Genomic DNA, 15694 nt, shown 5'->3' with positions numbered 1-15694 from the left:
TCACCGGTGTCGTTCTGCCGGATGATCGTGGTGTGCCACTGGGTGGCGCCGGGGCTGTCCTGCCAGCCATGCAGCAGCTGGTTGCCGGTCGTCTGTACGAAGAAGCAGAGCTTGCCGCCGACATCCAGGCCGACCGCTGGATCGCCCGTCGCCGTCGCGACGTTTCCGCTGCTCACATCGGTGAGGGTGGCGGTGTGCCAGCTGTCCGAGGTGGGCGAATCGAGCCAGCCAACCACCAGCGTGTTCTGTGGCGTACGAGCAAGGAAGGTCAGTTTGCCGGCGGCGTCGACCGCGGCGGCCGGCGGGCCGGCGAGGATGACCGACGGCGCGGCCGGGCTCTGCCAACCTCCCGATTGCCGCCGCCAGGTCAGCGCGCCCGCGGTGGTCCGGCCGAGCACGCTCATCCGGCCCGACACGTCCACCACGGACGCGACCGGGCCAGCGACCGGCCCGGCCACCATCGTTTGCTGCCAGGTCGCGGGATCCGCACCCCGCTGGCCAATGGCAATCGCACCATTGGCCGCCGCCAGCGCGTACGTGAGTACGCCGCTGTCGTCCTGCCGTACGGACGTGCCCGGGCTTTCCAGCACCATGCTCGTCGACTCGAACCGCAGGTTGTCCACGTACACCGAAACGTCCGAGCTCTGCTGGTTCGTGTAGATCTGGAACGACGTGAGCCCGGACAGGGTCGAACCCGCCCTGGTCAGGGTGGGTGAGGTCGTTGGGCAGGTGCCACAGCCGAAACCGGACCGTCTGCATTTGGCGCGGCGCAAGATAAACCGGGTGCTTGTCGTCGGCCGTAACAGAATTGTAGAACTTGCCGTTCACCACCAGGACATGGTCGGAGTCGTTGTACGCCTCGAAAGCGAACGTGTCGTATGTGGTCCAGTTGTTGCGGCCGATGTCGGCCGCGTAGAAGTAGACGCCCGGGGACTGCGACCCGGCCTGGAAGGTGATCTGCAGAGACGAGCCGCCGGTCGCCGGGTGCGCGGTCGAGCGGGCCACGCTCGCGCCGACCGTCCGCAGCCGAGTGACGTTCTGGTCGGTCTCGAAACTGTTGATGCGCAACGGATGCGGCAGGCCGATCGGGCCCACTTGTACGGACCTGGTCAAGGTGTCGGCGCCGACCGTCACCACGACTTTCTGGTAGCCGGCGGGCAACGGCAGGATCGTCCGGTGAATGTCGGCCTTGGTCGTACGCTCCGCCGGGGTGCTCGCCGCGCCAGCAATCGTCACGGCCGTGCCTGACCCCACATAGACGGTGACCGGCACGTGGAAGGCTCTTGCCTTGCCCAGCACCACAACCGCGGGCACGCCGTTCACCAGCCGGTCGACCTGAGCGCCGACTTCGCTGCGAACGGTCTCAAAAAGAGCCGGATCGTCGCGATAGTTGTCGATCCAGGTGTAAAGCACGTCAAAATACGGCTTGAGAAGATCGCGAACGGCGATCCGGTCGGCCACCCCGAGGGTGGTCGCGATCGCCATGCTGCGCTGCTCGAAAAGATGGAGTTGTTCGCGGTCCTGCAGACCACCTTCGATGGCGTGCACTCTGATGGACCCGACCGGCCCGGGCAGCCCGACCGATTTTCCTGGATACAACAGGAAACCGTCGCCAGCCGCGTGGATATCCGGGATCGAGTACGGATCAGCGTACGGATCGCGCGGGTGATAGACCGGGTCGACATAGCTGCCGAACGCCGTGGTCGACCAATAAAGCAGGCCGGTGTAGCCGAGGGCGTGTTGCATCCACGGCAGCAACCTCGACCCGACCAGGCTGTCGTCGATCATCAAACCCGGCCACGGCCAGGTGTCGCCAACGCAGACGTACGACCAGACCGTGTCGCCGCGGGCTCGCAACGTGTCGACGGCCCGCGGCTCGTCCAGCATCGGGACGAGGTGCTGCTCGAAACACCAGGCGGCGTTGGCGTCGACAAGTTTCTGCGACGGTGGGAAAGTCAGCGTCATGACGGTCGGGACCTCGGGCGCGAGTTGGTGCAGCTGCCCGTACGCACGCAGCAGGTTGTTCAGCTCCAGATCACTACCCGGCTCGTCACCGACGTAGAAATATGCCTTGCCGAGCAAGCCGTTCTGCCGCAGACCGGCGATCACCTTGCTGAGTTTTGCGGTGTCAAAAGTGATCCCGCTGGGGTCCTTCTGGGAGCCGCTGACATAGGTCGGGATCCGGAGGCGCTCACCCGCTGGTCGCCGAGATAGCCGGGTGCGGCGGCCAGGAACTGGTCCGGATCCGGATCGGGTCCGGCGCCTGGGGTGTAGTTCGGGCCGGGGCCGGGATCGCCGATCAGCGGAATCTCGTCCGCCACGATCCGGTGGTCGCGCTGGTACGCGTAATAGGCGTCCATTCTTGTGTTGAAGTCGGGCGTTCCCCACGCGACCCCTTCGGCGAACGCGGCTTGCTTGTACCAGTTGTCGAAGGCGGTGGCCGTGGTCGGCGCGGTCGGGATGGCGAAACCCCACACTGTCAACGAAATCGGTACGGTGATGCCGCCACTCAGCGTGATGGTGCCCGCGTACGCACCGGCCGGCTGGCCCGCCGGCACGCTGACGGTGACGAGCAGGGCGCTGTTGACGCCGGGCGTGACCGTGATGGTGGTCGCCGGCACCACCGCGTCTGGATACCAGCCGGCCGAAAAGCGCGAGTTCTGCGCGGTGGTGACCTGCACGTACCGTTGCTGGAAGAAATGGATCGCGGACGACGCCAGGGTGCCGTTCGGCCCGGTCAGGTCGGACGCGGTGGCGGTCACCGAGCTGAGACCGTTCGAGGTCAGCACGATCTGGCCGAACTGCCGCTCGTTGCCAGCCGACGTGAGCGTGAGCCGGGCCGGCGGATTGGCTGGGGTCGCCCGATCGCGCCTGACCTTGTCGGCGTTGGCTGGCACCCACACAGTGACCGTCGCGGCCGCGAAGGCGGCCGGCCCCGCCACAAAAGGCGCACCCGAGGCGGCCGCCGCCGCGACCAGGAATCCCCGCCGGCTGATACCCGTCATCCCGAACCCCATTCCACAGTTGACAAATGTCAGATTTCCCAGCAGTGGCAACGAAAGTGAGCGGGCGGCAGCGTACCCACGGGGCGCTGCGGATCGCAATGCCTTCGATCGAAACCGCGGGAATCGACATTCGCCAGTGGGTTCAGGGTCGGCGGTGCGGGACCCGCAAACCCGATCCGGAGGACGTGAGGTGCCACGGCCGGGAGGCCGGCACGTCCTGCGAACCGATGACGGCCGCGCCGTTCGTGCCAGGACCGGCGAACACCAGGCAGCCGATCTCGTCCTGCGAAACCGTTACGTCGTCGGCGATCGTCGCGTACGCACCCGAGGCATCGCGTATGAGCGTGGCGTGCCACGGGCCGTTGTCCGGGCTGTCCTGCCAGCCGTGCAGGACGCGATTGTCGGACGTACGCACGAAATACGTGAGCCGGCCGCTGGCGTCCAGCGAGCAGACCGGCTGGCCGGCGACGGTCACCGTCACGTGGTTGCCGTCGTCGTCCGTGTCAGTCGTGGGCTGCAATGTGGTCCACTGCCACGGACCCTGCCCGGGCACGCTCTGCCAGCCGTGGGAAAGCCGGCCACTGGGGTCGCGGGGCGACGAAAACCAGCCGTCCCGGCGATCCCTGTCCCATTCCCGGCCGGCCAGCGATCAGCACCGGAGCACCGGTACCGTTCTGCAGGATGACCGCGGTGTGCCAGGTCGACGACCCAGGTGTGTCCTGCCAGCCGTGCAACAGCTGGTTTCCGCTTGTCTGGACCAAAAAGCACAGCTTGCCGCTGATATCCAGGCCCACCGCAGGGTCGCCGAGCGCGGTCGCGTCGGGCCCTGTCGCGATCTGCCAGCGGTCCGAGACGGGACTGTCCAGCCAACCGGTGACCAGCGCGTTTTCCGTCGTACGGGCCAAAAATGTCAATCGGCCATGCGCGTCGATCGCGGCCGCGGGCGGCCCGGCCAGTCGTACGCTCGGCACCGCCTTGCTTTCCCAGCCAGTGGCCGTCGACCGCCGCCAGACCAGCGCGCCGGAGCCACTGCGCCCGAGCAGGTTCATCCGCCCCCCCGCAGGTCCAGCACGGACGCGACCTGGCCCGCGACCGGGCCCGGCGCGGACAACCGTGACCAGGTCCCACCGACCCGCCGGCCGTAGGCGATCGAGCCGTCAACCGCCGGCAGCGCGTACGTGAGAGTTCCACTGTCGTCGAGCCGCATCGCCGTCCCCGGGTTTTCCAGCACCACGCTGTTGGACTCGAATCTCAGGTCGTCGATATAGACCGACACCGCTGTCTGGCGTTTGGTGGTGTAGATCTGAAACGAGGTGAGGGTGGAGAGGTCGAAGTCGCCCTGCGTCGGGTCGTAGATATTGGCTGGTACGTGCCAAAGCTTGAACCGGACGGTCTGGCGCTGCCGCGGCGCGAGGTAGACGACGTGGTTGTCGTCAGCGGCGACGGGGTTGTAGAACTTGCCGTTGAGCGCGACAACCTTGTCGGAGTCGTTGTACGCCTCGAAAGCGACCTCGCGGAACTTCGTCCAGTCGTTGCGACCAACATGCTCGATACCACGGAAATAGACACCCGGATAGTCAACGCCGGTCGGGAAAGTGATCTGCAGGCATGACTTCCCGGTGACCGGATGCGCGGTGGACCGGGCGACGGTCGCGCCCGAGGCCTGCAGGCGGGCTACGTCCCGGTCGGTCTCGAAAGTGTTGATCCGGACCGGATGCGGCAGCCCGACCGGGCCGACCTGGACGGACCTGGTGAGGGTGTCCGCGCCGGCGGTGACGATGATTTTCTGGTAGCCAGCCGGCAGCGGGAGCAGTGCGGAGTGAATGTCGGCTTTCGCGGTCCGCTCGGTGACCCCGCACGACTTGCCGGCGATCGTCACCGGCACGCCCGTACGAACGTAGACGGTCACCGGCACGTGGTAGGCGCGCGGCTTGCCGACCACGACGACCGCCGGCTCACCGTTGAGCAGCCGGTCGACCTGGATTCCGACCTCGGTGCGGATGTTCCCGAACAGCACCGGGTCGTCCTGATAGCGGTCCAGCCACTGGTAAAGCACGTCGAAATACGGTTTGAGCAGGTCGCCGACGGCGATCCGGTCGGCTACCCCGAGCTGGATGGCGATCGCCATGCTGCGTTGCTCGAACAGCACAAGGTGCTCGCGGTCCTGCATGCCGGCCTCGAACCGCGTGCATCCGCAGCGACCCGACCGGCCCGGCCACTCCGACCGGCTTGCCCGGGTAGAGCATGAACCCGTCGCCGGCGCTGGAGTCATCCGCGTACGGGATGGCGTACACGTCCCGGGGTGTGTAGTTGGTTCCGTCCCAGGTGCCGAAGGCCGTCGTCGACCAGTAGAGCAGGCCGGTGTAGCCCTGGGAGTGCTGAAACCAGGGCACCAGCTGGGAACCGACCAGCGAGTCGTCGATCATCACGCCCGGGTACGGCCAGGTGTCACCGATGCAGATGTACGTCCAGAGCAGGTCGCCACGGGCCTTGAGGGTGTCGACCGCGCGCGGCTCGTCCAGCATCGGAACCGTGTGCTGTTCGAAAACCCAGGCGTTGTTCTCGTCGATCAGCGACTGCCGCGGGCGGTGCGTCAGGGTCATGATCGTGGGCACCTCGGGCGCGACCTGATGCAGGGTTTTGTAAGCGCCGACAAGGACGTCCTCGGCCTGGTCGGAACCCGGTTCGTCGCCGAGATAGAAAAAGGCCTTCGGCAACAGGCCCTGCTGACGAAGGTAGCCGGTCACTTTGGCGAGCTTGCCGGTGTCGATGGTGATGGTGCTGTTCTGGTCGCCGCTCGCGTACGTCGGCAGCTGGAACGACGTGACCCGCGGGTCCTTCACATAATCGGCGATCTGCGCGATGTAGGCGTCCGGCTCTGCATCAGGTCCGGGTCCCGGGTGGTAGCCCGGCCCGGGGCCGGGGTCGCCGATCAGCGGTGGGTGGTTCGGCATCACGCGGTGGTCGATCTGGTAGGCGTAGTACGCGTCCATCCGGGTCTTGAACTCGGGAGTCCCCCACCGCACGCCTTCGGCGAGCGCGGCCTGCTGATACCACGGCCAGAACGCGGCGGTGCTGGTCGGCGTGACCGGGCTCGCGAATCCCCACACGGTCAGTGCCACCGGGACGGTGACTGGGGCGTCGCCGCCACTGAGGGTGATCGAGCCGGTGTACGCGCCGCCCGGCTGGTCGGCCGGGATTCGTACGGTCACCAGGAAAGCCGCGTTGACGTCCGGGCCGGTCAGCACCGAGGTCGCCGGCACCAGGGCGTCTGGATACCAGCCGGTCGGGTATTTGTCGTTCTGCTTGGTGGGCACGTTTACGTACCGTTGTTGGAAAAACGAGACCGCAGTCGCCGGCATTCTGGCGCCGCCGGGCCCGCTGAGATCGGTGGCCGCCGCGGTCACCGTCGCCGCCGCGCTGGTACGCACCACGACCTGCCCGAACTGGCGCTCGTTGCGAGCCGAGCTGAGGACCAACTGGGCCGCGGGATGGGCTGGCACAGCACGGTCTCGCCGGATCTTGTCGGCGGCGGACGGCACCCAGACAGTCGCCGTCGAGGCCGCGAACGCGGCCGCGCCGCCCCACACCGGAGCCGTCGCCGCCGCTGCCGTGGCGACCAGAAAACCCCGCCGGCTGATACCTGCCATCACGCAACCCCAATCCTTGTGCATGACAAATGTGATTTCGCACTTTTGGAAGCAAACTCGGGAGCGGGCGGCAGCTTAACCACGGCTTCGGCGCGGCCGCAACGGTTTCCCGGCGATGCCAGCGAATGAATTTTCAGCATTCCGCTGTCGTTGGGCACGCCCCAAAATCCGGACCCTTTAGTCACGTTATGCGTTATTTACTCTATAAATGGCTCTTCGAATGATTTGACAGGAATTTGGACCAGTCCTGCGCGAAACTGTCGGCCCCATCCGGCAGCGTCGATTTCGGGGGCAGCTCGACCCGGAAACGGACATTTCCGGCACATCCTGGATTCATGCCATATCCGGCGGCCGGCGTGCCGCCGCGATGATCATCTGTCGTACGGTCACGCCGTGATGACGAAGGCGAGCGGCCCACAGGCGGGGCCGTACCAGCTGCTCAAAAGGCTCGGCGACGGCGAGCTCGGCGGGGTGTTCCTGGCCGCGGACAGCGCCGGCCGGCACGCGATCGTGGCGCAGCTGATCAAGGGGCGCGGCCGAAGCGGACCAGCAGCGTTTCGCCGAGGCGGTACGGGCGTTGGCCCTCGGCGAGGCGGATGGCGCTGGAGTGCTGGGTGCCGAACCCAAGGCCAAGCGGCCGTGGGTGGCTACCGCGCTGGGCAACCCGACCGGCGCTGAAACACTGTTCGCGGCCTTCGACCCGACGCTCAAGATCCGCCGGCCGGTGCCACGGTCCGCCGCCGATCTGGTGCCGCCGGACCCCTTCGCCGGCATTCCAGCGACCGGCGACACTGCCCGGTCGCGGGCGCTGATGCCGATAGTGGTGACAGTCGCCATTGTCTTGACGCTGTGCCTCGGGCTGGGCACCGCGGCCGCGGTGCTGGCCGGCCGGTCGACGACCGCGAAGCCGAACGCGTCGAACTGGACCCCGATGGACCACCCGATGCCAGTCACCACGCCGAGCACCCAGCCCACCACCCCCACCCCATCGGCGCCCTCGGTGTCACCAGCGCCCGAACCGCCGACCAGGGGCAGCTGGCCGGCCGCGTGGAAGAAATTCAGCGGTACCGACAAAACTCGCGTCATCGACCTGCAAGGACTGCCGCTTTCCTTTCGAGTGCCCGAATCCTGGGGCTGTCTGGTGTTGTCCAGCAGCGCCACCTCGACCGTGGTTTCCTGCATCGACGACGAATACCCGAACAGCCAGGGCCCGCGGGTGCGGCTCACCTTCCGGTCCTGCCCGAATTCCTGCTCGGCCACCCAGCAGCGCCAGCAGCGCGCTGACATTGAGACCTTCGGTCAACGCTGGATCACCGCCGACGCGCAATCCACTTACGCGGAAGCGAAAAACGTCACCACGACGATCGGCAGCGGCCGGTACGTGCTGGTCATCAGCCGGTTCTTCCACAGCAGGTCCGGCGCCGCGCTGGACCGCCAACTGATCGTCACCGGGTCCAGCGGCTCCGACCGGGTCGGTCAGGTACAGCAGGTCGTCAACGAGATCCGCGGCTGAGTTGTTGTTGCTGAGTTTCTGGCCGCAGTTCCTGCGGCGGCGCATCCGGTTCACGTCGCCAGGGCGCCCAAAAAAAGCGGGCTGTGCCTCTGGCCGCAGTGCCTGCGGCGGCGCATCCGGTTCACGTCGCCAGGGCGCCCAAAAAAACGGGCACCCCACCGCCGCGAACCTGGGCGGCCTCCGGCCGCCGCGCGTGCGTGGCTGGGCGTGCGGGCGTGCGGGCGTGCGGGCGCGTGCGGCGGGCGTGCGGGCGAGCGGGCGCGAGCGGCGAGCGGCGGCGATCGCCGAGTGTGCGGGCGCGGGCGTGCGGGCGTGCGGGCGAGCGGGCGGCGGCGGCGATCGCCGAGCGGGCGCGATCGCCGAGTGTCGTACTTTGTCCCGCACTCGGCGTCGAGTGCGGGATAAAGTGCCGCGATCGACGACCTGCCAAAGCTGGTGGCGGGGGTGTCCCCAGGTGGTAGGTACGGGCAGCGGCGGGCTTGGGGTCAGACCAGCCGGCGCGCTGCCGAATAGATGGTTTCTTCTGACAGCAGCACAAGATTCGCGGCGGCGCCGAGCGGGATGAAACTGTCCTCGCTAGCGACCCGGGCGAGTTTCCCGCCGAATCCGGCATCGACCAGCGCGGTCACCACGCCCTCCGAGACACCGCCGGTCCGCCGGGTCTCGTCCACCACCAAGACCTTGCCGGTGGCCTGCGCGGCGGCGACCAGATCGCCTACCGGCAGCGGTGACAGCCAGCGCAAATCCAGCACCCGTACGGAAATTCCGTCCTGCGCGAGCCTGGCCGCCACCCGCAGGCTCATCGGCACGCCATTCCCGAATGTCACCAGCGTCAGATCCGAGCCGTCGCCGTACGTACGAGCGGAGCCCAGTGGCACGTGCGTGTCGGCCCACCGGGAAGGCGGCTCGTACGGCGCCATCCACTGCCCATCGCCCTCTTCGTGGAGGTCGCGGGTGTGGTAAAGCGCGATGGGCTCAAGGAAAACGCTGACCGTGCCGTCGACAGTGGCCGCGGCCGCGCACGTACGCAACATCGCGGCGGCGTCGTCCGCGCGGGACGGCGAGGCGATCACCAACCCGGGAATGTCCCGCAGCGCGCCAACAGCGTTGTCGTTGTGGAAATGGCCGCCGAAACCCTTCTGATAGCCGTAGCCGGCGATGCGTACGACCATCGGGTTTCGGTACTGCCCGGCGGAAAAGAACTGCAAGGTTGCCGCCTCGCCGCGGAGCTGGTCGGCGGCGTTGTGCACATACGCGAGATACTGGATTTCCGGAATGGCGACCAGGCCGGAAATGCCGGCACCCAGCGCCAGCCCCAGAATCGACTGCTCGTCCAGCAAGGTGTCGAAAACCCGCGCCGAGCCGAATTGTTTCTGCAGACCCCTGGTCACCCCGTAGACGCCGCCCTTGCGGGCCACGTCCTCACCGAAGACGAGCGTGTTGGCGCGAGCGGCCAGGACATCGGCCAGCGAACGGTTAATCGCCTGGGCGAGCGTCAGCGGACCCTCGTTTTTTCGGGGAGGTTCTGGGAAAAGACCCGGTCCCGGTCGGCCGTTGACTTCGCCACCTCGGCGGCTACCCAGTTCGGCCGGCGGGGTGCCAGCGCGGCGATCACGGCGGCCGCCGAGGTGAGCTTGGGCCGGGTCACCGCATCGTCGGCGATCTCTCTTACGCGTGCCCGCATCTGGTCGTAGCGTTGGACAATCTCGTCCGGGGTGAGAATGCCGGCCTCGGAAAGCGTACGAGCGGTGCAAAGCAGCGGGTCTCGATCCAGGTCCGCGGCCACCTCGGCCGGTGTCCGATAGCCGGACTCCACATCGGACCCGGCGTGACCCATCAGCCGAACCGTGGACAGGTGCAGGAAAACCGGCGAGCGGCGACTGCGTACCCACTCGACCGCCTCAGTGGCGGCGGTGTACGCGGCGACCACGTCGAGGCCGTCGGCGGCGATGTATCGCACGCCAGGGCGAGCCGCGTTCGCGGCCTCCACCCAGCCCGACGGCGTACGCACGCTGATGCCGATCCCGTTGTCCTCGCAGACCATCAACAACGGCACCGGCATGCCCTGGTGGCGGGTGTACGCGATCGCGTTCAGCGCGCCGACCGTGGTGGAGTGGTTGGAGGACGCGTCGCCGATGCTGCAAACCGTGATGGCGTCTCGCGGCCAGGTCGACGGCGCGGCCAGCTTGCGGGCCCGCTCGATGGCCAGCGCCACCCCGAGCGCCCGCGGCGGATGCGAGCCGATCGTCGAGGTCTGCGGGATGACCGCCAGCTCGGCATTGCCGAACACCTTGTGCCGGCCGCCGGCGATCGGCTCGTCGGCGGCCGCGACGATGCCCAGCAGCACGTCCCGGATGCCGGCGTCCAGGCCTCGTACCTGCTGCGACCGGGCCAGGTAGAAACCGCCCGACCGGTAGTGCAGCAGCGCCGGATCGGTCGGCCGCAAAAGCCGCCGCGACCCCCGCGTTGCCCTCGTGCCCGGACGAGCCGATCGAATAGAACCCGTTGCGGCTCGCGCCGAGCTCGCGGGCCACCAGGTCCAGGTGCCGGCTGGCCAGCTGCGCGTCGAACAGCCCGAGCACCTCGTCGCCGGTCAGCGCGCTGCCGTCCCGCACCGGCGCGGCCCGGTCACTGGCCGGCTTGGCCGGGAACGAACGCGCGACGAGGAGAAAATGCTCATCCACCGGATGCGGCTGGCTCACCGTACGAACGTATCAACCCGCGCCACCCCGCCCGGCCGCGTCATCGCCTGGATCACACCGCAAGCCCGGATCAGAGGGCGACCTGGACCGGTTCGACCTCGGCGAGAGCGGCGGGGGGGGGGGCGGGGTGACCCGCCATTCGGTACGCAGGACGGGCGCCGGGCGCGGCGGCTGCTCCAGCGGGCGGCGGCGCAGGTCGGCCCAGATCTCGGCGGCGGCGAGGCCGACCAGCTGCGGCACCAGGTCGTGGCTGCGGGCGGCCACCCACGCGGTGCCGCGAGTGGCCAGCCACCACAGCTGGCCGCGCCGGGTGACCTGCTGCGCGCCGCCGGAGCGATCGACGGTCAGCCGGCCCGGGAGGTGGAAGCCGAGGGCGGTGAGCGCGGCCGCGTACTCGACCGCGATGTGCCGGTGGCCCACCTCGGACGGATGCAGCCGGTCGACGCTCCACAGTGGACGCTCGTACGTCCGCGGATCGCCGGCGAGGTCGACGTGAACCGTGCCATAGCGGCGCGAGATGTCGTCGACGGCGGTGTTCACCTCGGCGATTCGGCGGGCCAGCGGGCGGGCCAGCGCGGCCGGCAACGACAGCATCCGGCCCGGGTCGGGCATCCGGGCGGTGAGCACGGTCGCGCGCGGCCGCGGTCAGGCCGGCGACCGTACGCTCCAGATGGGTCGCGCACACGTCGGCCCGAAAGTTGCCGCGCAACGTGTCGTTCACGCCGACCAGCACCGACGCGATGTGCGGCCGCTGCACGAGGGCCTTCTCCAGCTGCCCGCCACTCACGTCGGCGGCGGTCGCGCCGTTGACCGCCACGTTGATGAAGACCGCGTCCATGGCCAGCGCGAGCAGGCTCGCCCAGCCGCGCCATCCCCCGCCGGGCAACGGGTCGCCCAGCCCCACCGTGGTGCTGTCCCCCAAGGCGACGAACCTTAGAGGGCGTCTAAGAGACATCACTTCCCCCTCACGAAACTTCGACATCGATCGACAACCCATGCGTACGCAACATCGCCTGCACCGACGTCGACCAGCTGAAACGCTCGGCCTGGCGGCGGGCGGCCAGCCGCCGGGCCGCCGGTGGCAGCGCGGCGATCTGCAGCAGCCCGTCGGCGAAGGCCTCGCCGTCCGCGACCACGTCGTGCTGTCCCCGTACGACCACCCCGGCGTCGCCGACCACCTCACCGAGCGCGCCGTCCCCGGGCGCGACCACCGGCGTACCGCAGGCGAGCGCCTCCAGGGCGGCGAGACCGAAGGTCTCGACCGGCCCCGGCGCGATCAGTACGTCCGCGGTGGCCAGCAGGCGGGCCAGCTCGGCGCGGTCGTGGCCGAAGCCGGCGAACCGGATCGGCAGCCCTTGCGCGGCCGCCTCCAGGGAGCCGCGCAGAGGTCCGTCGCCAGCCACCACGGCCGCCGCCCGTACGCCCCGAGCCAGCAGCGCCTCGATCGCGTGGATGACCCGGTGCGGCAGCTTCTCGGTGTGCAGCCGGGTGCACTGCACCACCAGCAGCTCACCTGGGCTGGCCAGCCGGCCGCGCAGCGCCGCGTCGTACCGGCTCGAGTGGAACAGCTCCAGGTCCACGCCCAGCGGCACCCGGCGCAGATTGGTGACGCCGAGCCGGGTGAACTCGGCGCTGGCCCAGTCGGTGGTGATGACGACGGTGTCGTACGCCTGCGCCATCCGCCGGTTCAGCGCGTCGGCGACCGGGATCGCCCGGCCGCTCGCCGCCGGCAACCACGTGTCGGCATAGAGCCTGAGCAGCGAATCCAGCCGCTCGTGGGAGACGACCACGGAGCCGACGCCGCGGGCCCGCGCCCAGCTCGCGACCCATCGCAGGGTCGTACGGTCGTGCACCTCGACGCGGTCCGGGCGCAGCTCACCGAGCCAGCGCCGGACGTGCCGGCGGGACACGATCGCCCGGTAGCCGCCGGTCCCGGGGATCACCGGCGACGGCACGGTGATCACCCGGCCGTAGTCGGTCTCGGTGTCGCTGGCGGTGCCCGCCGGCACGATCAGGACCGGGTGGTGGCCGGCCGCCCGGTAGCCGCGGCCCCACTCGCGCAGCGCGGTCCGCAGGCCGCCGGACACCGGTCCGACGAAGTTGGCCAGCCGGACGATTCGCGCCGGGCCGGCACCGTTGTCGTCCGCGATCACGCGGCTCGCACTTCCGGCCCGGCGTGGCGTACTGCGAGGTAGTGCTGCACCAAGGCCGCGTTAACCGACGACCAGGTCCGGTGCAGCACCGACGCGCGGGTGCCGGCGGCGAACCGGGCGAGCCTGGTCCGGTCGGCGACCAGCGCACTCACCGCGGTGACCAGCTCGGGCCGGGTCATCGGGGCGTACGAGCAGGCCGGTCTGGCCGTCTTTGACCAGGTCGAGCGGGCCACCGGCGGCTGGCGCGACGGCCGGCACGCCAGCGGCGAGAGCCTCCTGGACGGACTGGCAGAAGGTCTCGTTCGCGCCGGTGTGGACAAAGAGGTCCAGGCTCGCGTACGCGGCCGACAGGTCGGCGCCACGCAACTCGCCACGGAACGTCGCCTGCGGCATCCGGTGCTCCAGCGCCTTGCGGGCCGGACCGTCGCCGACGATCACCACCCGTACGCCGGGCAGCAGGGTGACGGGCTCCAGCAGCTCAAGGTGCTTCTCGGCGGCCAGCCGACCGACGTACCCGACCAGCAGCTCACCGCCGGGAGCCAGCTCCCGCCGCAGCGCCTGACTGCGGTGCTCAGGCGAGAAGCGATCGCCGTCCACCCCGCGCGGCCACAGGTGTACGCGCGGCACGCCGTGGTTCTGGAGGTCCTGGACGGCGGGACGGGAGGGCGCGAGCGTACGCCCGGCGGCACAGTGCACCCGGCGCAGCCATCGCCAGGCCCGCCGCCCGGCCGACCCCGAGCCGATAGAAACCGGCGAACCCGGCCACATCGGTCTGGTAGATCGCCACCGACGGCAGCCCGAGCCGCTCGGCCACGAACGCGCCGTGCGCGCCGAGCGCGAACGGCGACGCCAGATGCACGACATCGGCACGGTGTGCGATCAGCGCGTTCTCGAGTCTGCGGCTGGGCAGCCCGATCCGGAAGGACGGGTAGCCGGGCATTGGCACGGACGGGACCCGGACAACCTCGCACTGGTCGTCATGGGCGTACGACCCGGCTTCGGCGGCCGGCTCCGGCGCCACCACCATCGGCTGGTGGCCCTGCCGGTTCAGGTACTCGACCACCCGTTGCACCGAGTGCGAGACACCATTGGCATCGGGGAGATAGGACTCGGTCACGATCGCCACTCGCATACGTCCACGGTGACGGCGAATGTCGCAAATCCGGCCACACGTCCGTATGTCGCGTCTGGGACACGTTGTTGAACGCTTGGAAATCAATGACGCTCAGTCACCGTACGGATGTCGTACAAGCAGCCGCCCGGCGAACAACTCCGCCAGCCCAACTCTGCCAGCCCAAACCGGCCAGCCCAAACAGCCAGCTCAAAACTGTCGGTCCCCCGGCGGATCCTCGGATTCGGGGGCGGCTCATTCTGGTCAGGTGTCGTTTCGATTCCATCGGTAGAACCGGAGCTTCTCGTTCTCCTCGACCAACCGCATCCCAACGGCCTCCATGACCCGCTGGGAGCCGAGGTTGTCGTGCGTGGTGTCGCCTTCGACGGCGGTGACGCCGTGGGCCGCGGCGAAACGCAGCAGCTCCCGAAGCGCCTCAGTCGCGTATCCCATCCCTCGTACCGACGGGATCAGGCCATAGCCGATGGTGACGACGCCCCGCTCATCGGCGGCACCGTGAAAGCCCAGGCCGCCGATCGCCTGCCCGTCCTCGCGGCGGCGGATCTCGTACGTGCCGAAGGGCCGCGGATCGCCGATTTCCTCGCAGGTGGTCAGGTATCGCAGCGCGGCGTTGCGCTCACCGTCGGCCGGATATCCCGGCGCCCAGCGCGCGTCGGCGTCCGGCATCTGCGCCAGCACCTGCTGCGCCTCATCGATCGTCATCGGATGCAGCACGAGTCGTGTTGTCACAAGGTCTTCCACGTTTGTCTGGATAGCACGCCCCCCTCGATTCGGCGACGGCATTTTCGGTTGGTAGACCTTTGTTCTGATGGCGTACAAAGACCTGGAGGGTCACGATGGCTGAGCGTACGAAGGCATTGCTGCGGCCGGCGGGAACCGGGGAGACCATCCCCGGGCCCGGCGTGCAGATGCTGTTCAAGGTGACCGGCGCGGACACGAACGGGACGTTGGCGTTCCAGGAGTTCCGGCTGGCGCCGGGCGGGCCGGCCGTACGGCCGCACATCCACTGGGAGCACGACGAATACTTCTACGTCGTCGGGCGAGCTGACCGTACACACCGGCGACCGCGAGACGGCGGTCGGACCCGGCGGGTTGCTGGCTGCCGTACGCGGCTCGGTGCACGGCTTTCGCAACGCGTCGGACGCGCCGGTTAAGGCGCTCTGCGTGTTCTCGCCGGCCGGGTACGAGAACTATTTCCGCGAGGTGCATGAGGCGATCGCGTCCGGCGAGGCGATGACTGACGAGCGGATGGCCGCGCTGCGGTCGAACTACGCGTCGGAGACCGTCTAGATCTCGTACACAGAACCGCAGCGCACAACGTCGAGAGAGCCGGCGAAGGACGCGCGGGCCTCGGCATATGTACGAGTGCTGTCGTTCCAGGCCACCAAGTGGGTGAGCAGCAGCCGGTCGACACCGGCGGCGGTGGCGTGTTCGGCGGCTTGGCGACCGGATCAAACGGTGCAGGTCCTGAGTGTTGTCCCGGCTCGTCCAGAATGGCCGCCTCGCACAGCAGCGGGTCAGCGCCCGCCGCCAACTCCA

General features: G+C 68.9%; 13 protein-coding genes and 3 pseudogenes. 3 read left to right on the top strand and 13 right to left on the bottom strand.

Features of this window, described 5'->3' with window-relative positions:
• The 6 genes from GNX96_RS38280 to GNX96_RS38255 all read right to left on the bottom strand — a co-directional run bounded on the left by GNX96_RS38280 (position 1) and on the right by GNX96_RS38255 (position 7159).
• On the bottom strand, positions 1 to 2109 hold the full coding sequence (locus tag GNX96_RS38280; protein WP_163572620.1) for a glycoside hydrolase domain-containing protein: 2109 nt from the start codon (positions 2107 to 2109) through the stop codon (positions 1 to 3).
• Positions 2106 to 3005, bottom strand: a complete 900-nt coding sequence (locus GNX96_RS38275; RefSeq protein ID WP_163572619.1) for a hypothetical protein — start codon at positions 3003 to 3005, stop codon at positions 2106 to 2108. Before GNX96_RS38275 ends, GNX96_RS38280 begins: the two co-directional genes overlap by 4 nt.
• A 142-nt stretch (positions 3006 to 3147) precedes the next feature.
• Complete coding sequence (locus tag GNX96_RS38270) at positions 3148 to 3525, bottom strand: hypothetical protein (RefSeq protein WP_163572618.1); 378 nt, start codon at positions 3523 to 3525, stop codon at positions 3148 to 3150.
• On the bottom strand, positions 3509 to 4054 hold the full coding sequence (locus GNX96_RS38265) for a hypothetical protein (RefSeq protein ID WP_163572617.1): 546 nt from the start codon (positions 4052 to 4054) through the stop codon (positions 3509 to 3511). Before GNX96_RS38265 ends, GNX96_RS38270 begins: the two co-directional genes overlap by 17 nt.
• Positions 4055 to 4960: 906 nt before the next feature.
• Positions 4961 to 6655, bottom strand: coding sequence for a glycoside hydrolase domain-containing protein (locus GNX96_RS38260; protein ID WP_163572616.1), 1695 nt, complete (start codon positions 6653 to 6655; stop codon positions 4961 to 4963).
• A 333-nt stretch (positions 6656 to 6988) separates the two neighbouring features.
• Entirely contained in the window at positions 6989 to 7159 is a 171-nt protein-coding gene (locus GNX96_RS38255) for a hypothetical protein (RefSeq protein ID WP_163572615.1), read from the bottom strand.
• A gap of 73 nt (positions 7160 to 7232) precedes the next feature.
• Between GNX96_RS38255 and GNX96_RS38250 the strand changes: the two genes are divergently transcribed.
• On the top strand, positions 7233 to 8168 hold the full coding sequence (locus GNX96_RS38250) for a hypothetical protein (protein ID WP_163572614.1): 936 nt from the start codon (positions 7233 to 7235) through the stop codon (positions 8166 to 8168).
• A 485-nt stretch (positions 8169 to 8653) separates the two neighbouring features.
• Here the strand turns inward: GNX96_RS38250 and GNX96_RS38245 are convergent.
• From GNX96_RS38245 to GNX96_RS38225, 7 genes and pseudogenes are all read right to left on the bottom strand, one after another.
• Positions 8654 to 10783: pseudogene (locus tag GNX96_RS38245) on the bottom strand (dehydrogenase E1 component subunit alpha/beta).
• Positions 10784 to 10940: 157 nt separating this feature from the next.
• Complete coding sequence (locus GNX96_RS65925) at positions 10941 to 11825, bottom strand: GDSL-type esterase/lipase family protein (RefSeq protein WP_390624248.1); 885 nt, start codon at positions 11823 to 11825, stop codon at positions 10941 to 10943.
• 10 nt (positions 11826 to 11835) lie between these two features.
• The gene (locus tag GNX96_RS38235; RefSeq protein WP_279582567.1) at positions 11836 to 13023 is read right to left on the bottom strand and encodes a glycosyltransferase; all 1188 of its coding nucleotides are present in this window, start codon (positions 13021 to 13023) and stop codon (positions 11836 to 11838) included.
• Between the two features lie 60 nt (positions 13024 to 13083).
• Entirely contained in the window at positions 13084 to 13620 is a 537-nt protein-coding gene (locus GNX96_RS58430; RefSeq protein ID WP_279582591.1) for a glycosyltransferase, read from the bottom strand.
• 48 nt (positions 13621 to 13668) lie between these two features.
• Positions 13669 to 13791 (bottom strand): annotated as a pseudogene (locus tag GNX96_RS58425) (alpha-mannosyltransferase); the annotation flags it as partial.
• A pseudogene (locus GNX96_RS58420) lies at positions 13739 to 14155 on the bottom strand (glycosyltransferase); the annotation flags it as partial. The pseudogenes GNX96_RS58425 and GNX96_RS58420, both read right to left, overlap by 53 nt.
• A gap of 243 nt (positions 14156 to 14398) precedes the next feature.
• Positions 14399 to 14938, bottom strand: coding sequence for a GNAT family N-acetyltransferase (locus GNX96_RS38225; protein WP_279582566.1), 540 nt, complete (start codon positions 14936 to 14938; stop codon positions 14399 to 14401).
• Between the two features lie 53 nt (positions 14939 to 14991).
• Here GNX96_RS38225 and GNX96_RS38220 point away from each other — a divergent pair, with 53 nt between their 5' ends.
• Positions 14992 to 15309 (top strand): cupin domain-containing protein, encoded by a 318-nt coding sequence (locus GNX96_RS38220; protein WP_163572611.1) that lies wholly within the window; start codon positions 14992 to 14994, stop codon positions 15307 to 15309.
• Positions 15248 to 15445: a cupin domain-containing protein gene (locus GNX96_RS65920; RefSeq protein WP_390624247.1), complete on the top strand. Its 198-nt coding sequence runs from the start codon at positions 15248 to 15250 to the stop codon at positions 15443 to 15445. The genes GNX96_RS38220 and GNX96_RS65920 overlap by 62 nt, the downstream gene beginning before the upstream one ends.
• Positions 15446 to 15694 lie beyond the last annotated feature (249 nt).

Origin of the sequence: Fodinicola feengrottensis, assembly GCF_010993775.1 — a bacterium.
In the GTDB taxonomy this organism is placed as follows: Bacteria; Actinomycetota; Actinomycetes; order Mycobacteriales; family HKI-0501; genus Fodinicola; species Fodinicola feengrottensis.
The sequence above is the reverse complement of the archived record's forward strand: the minus strand, read 5'-3'. Positions and strand labels throughout refer to the sequence as shown.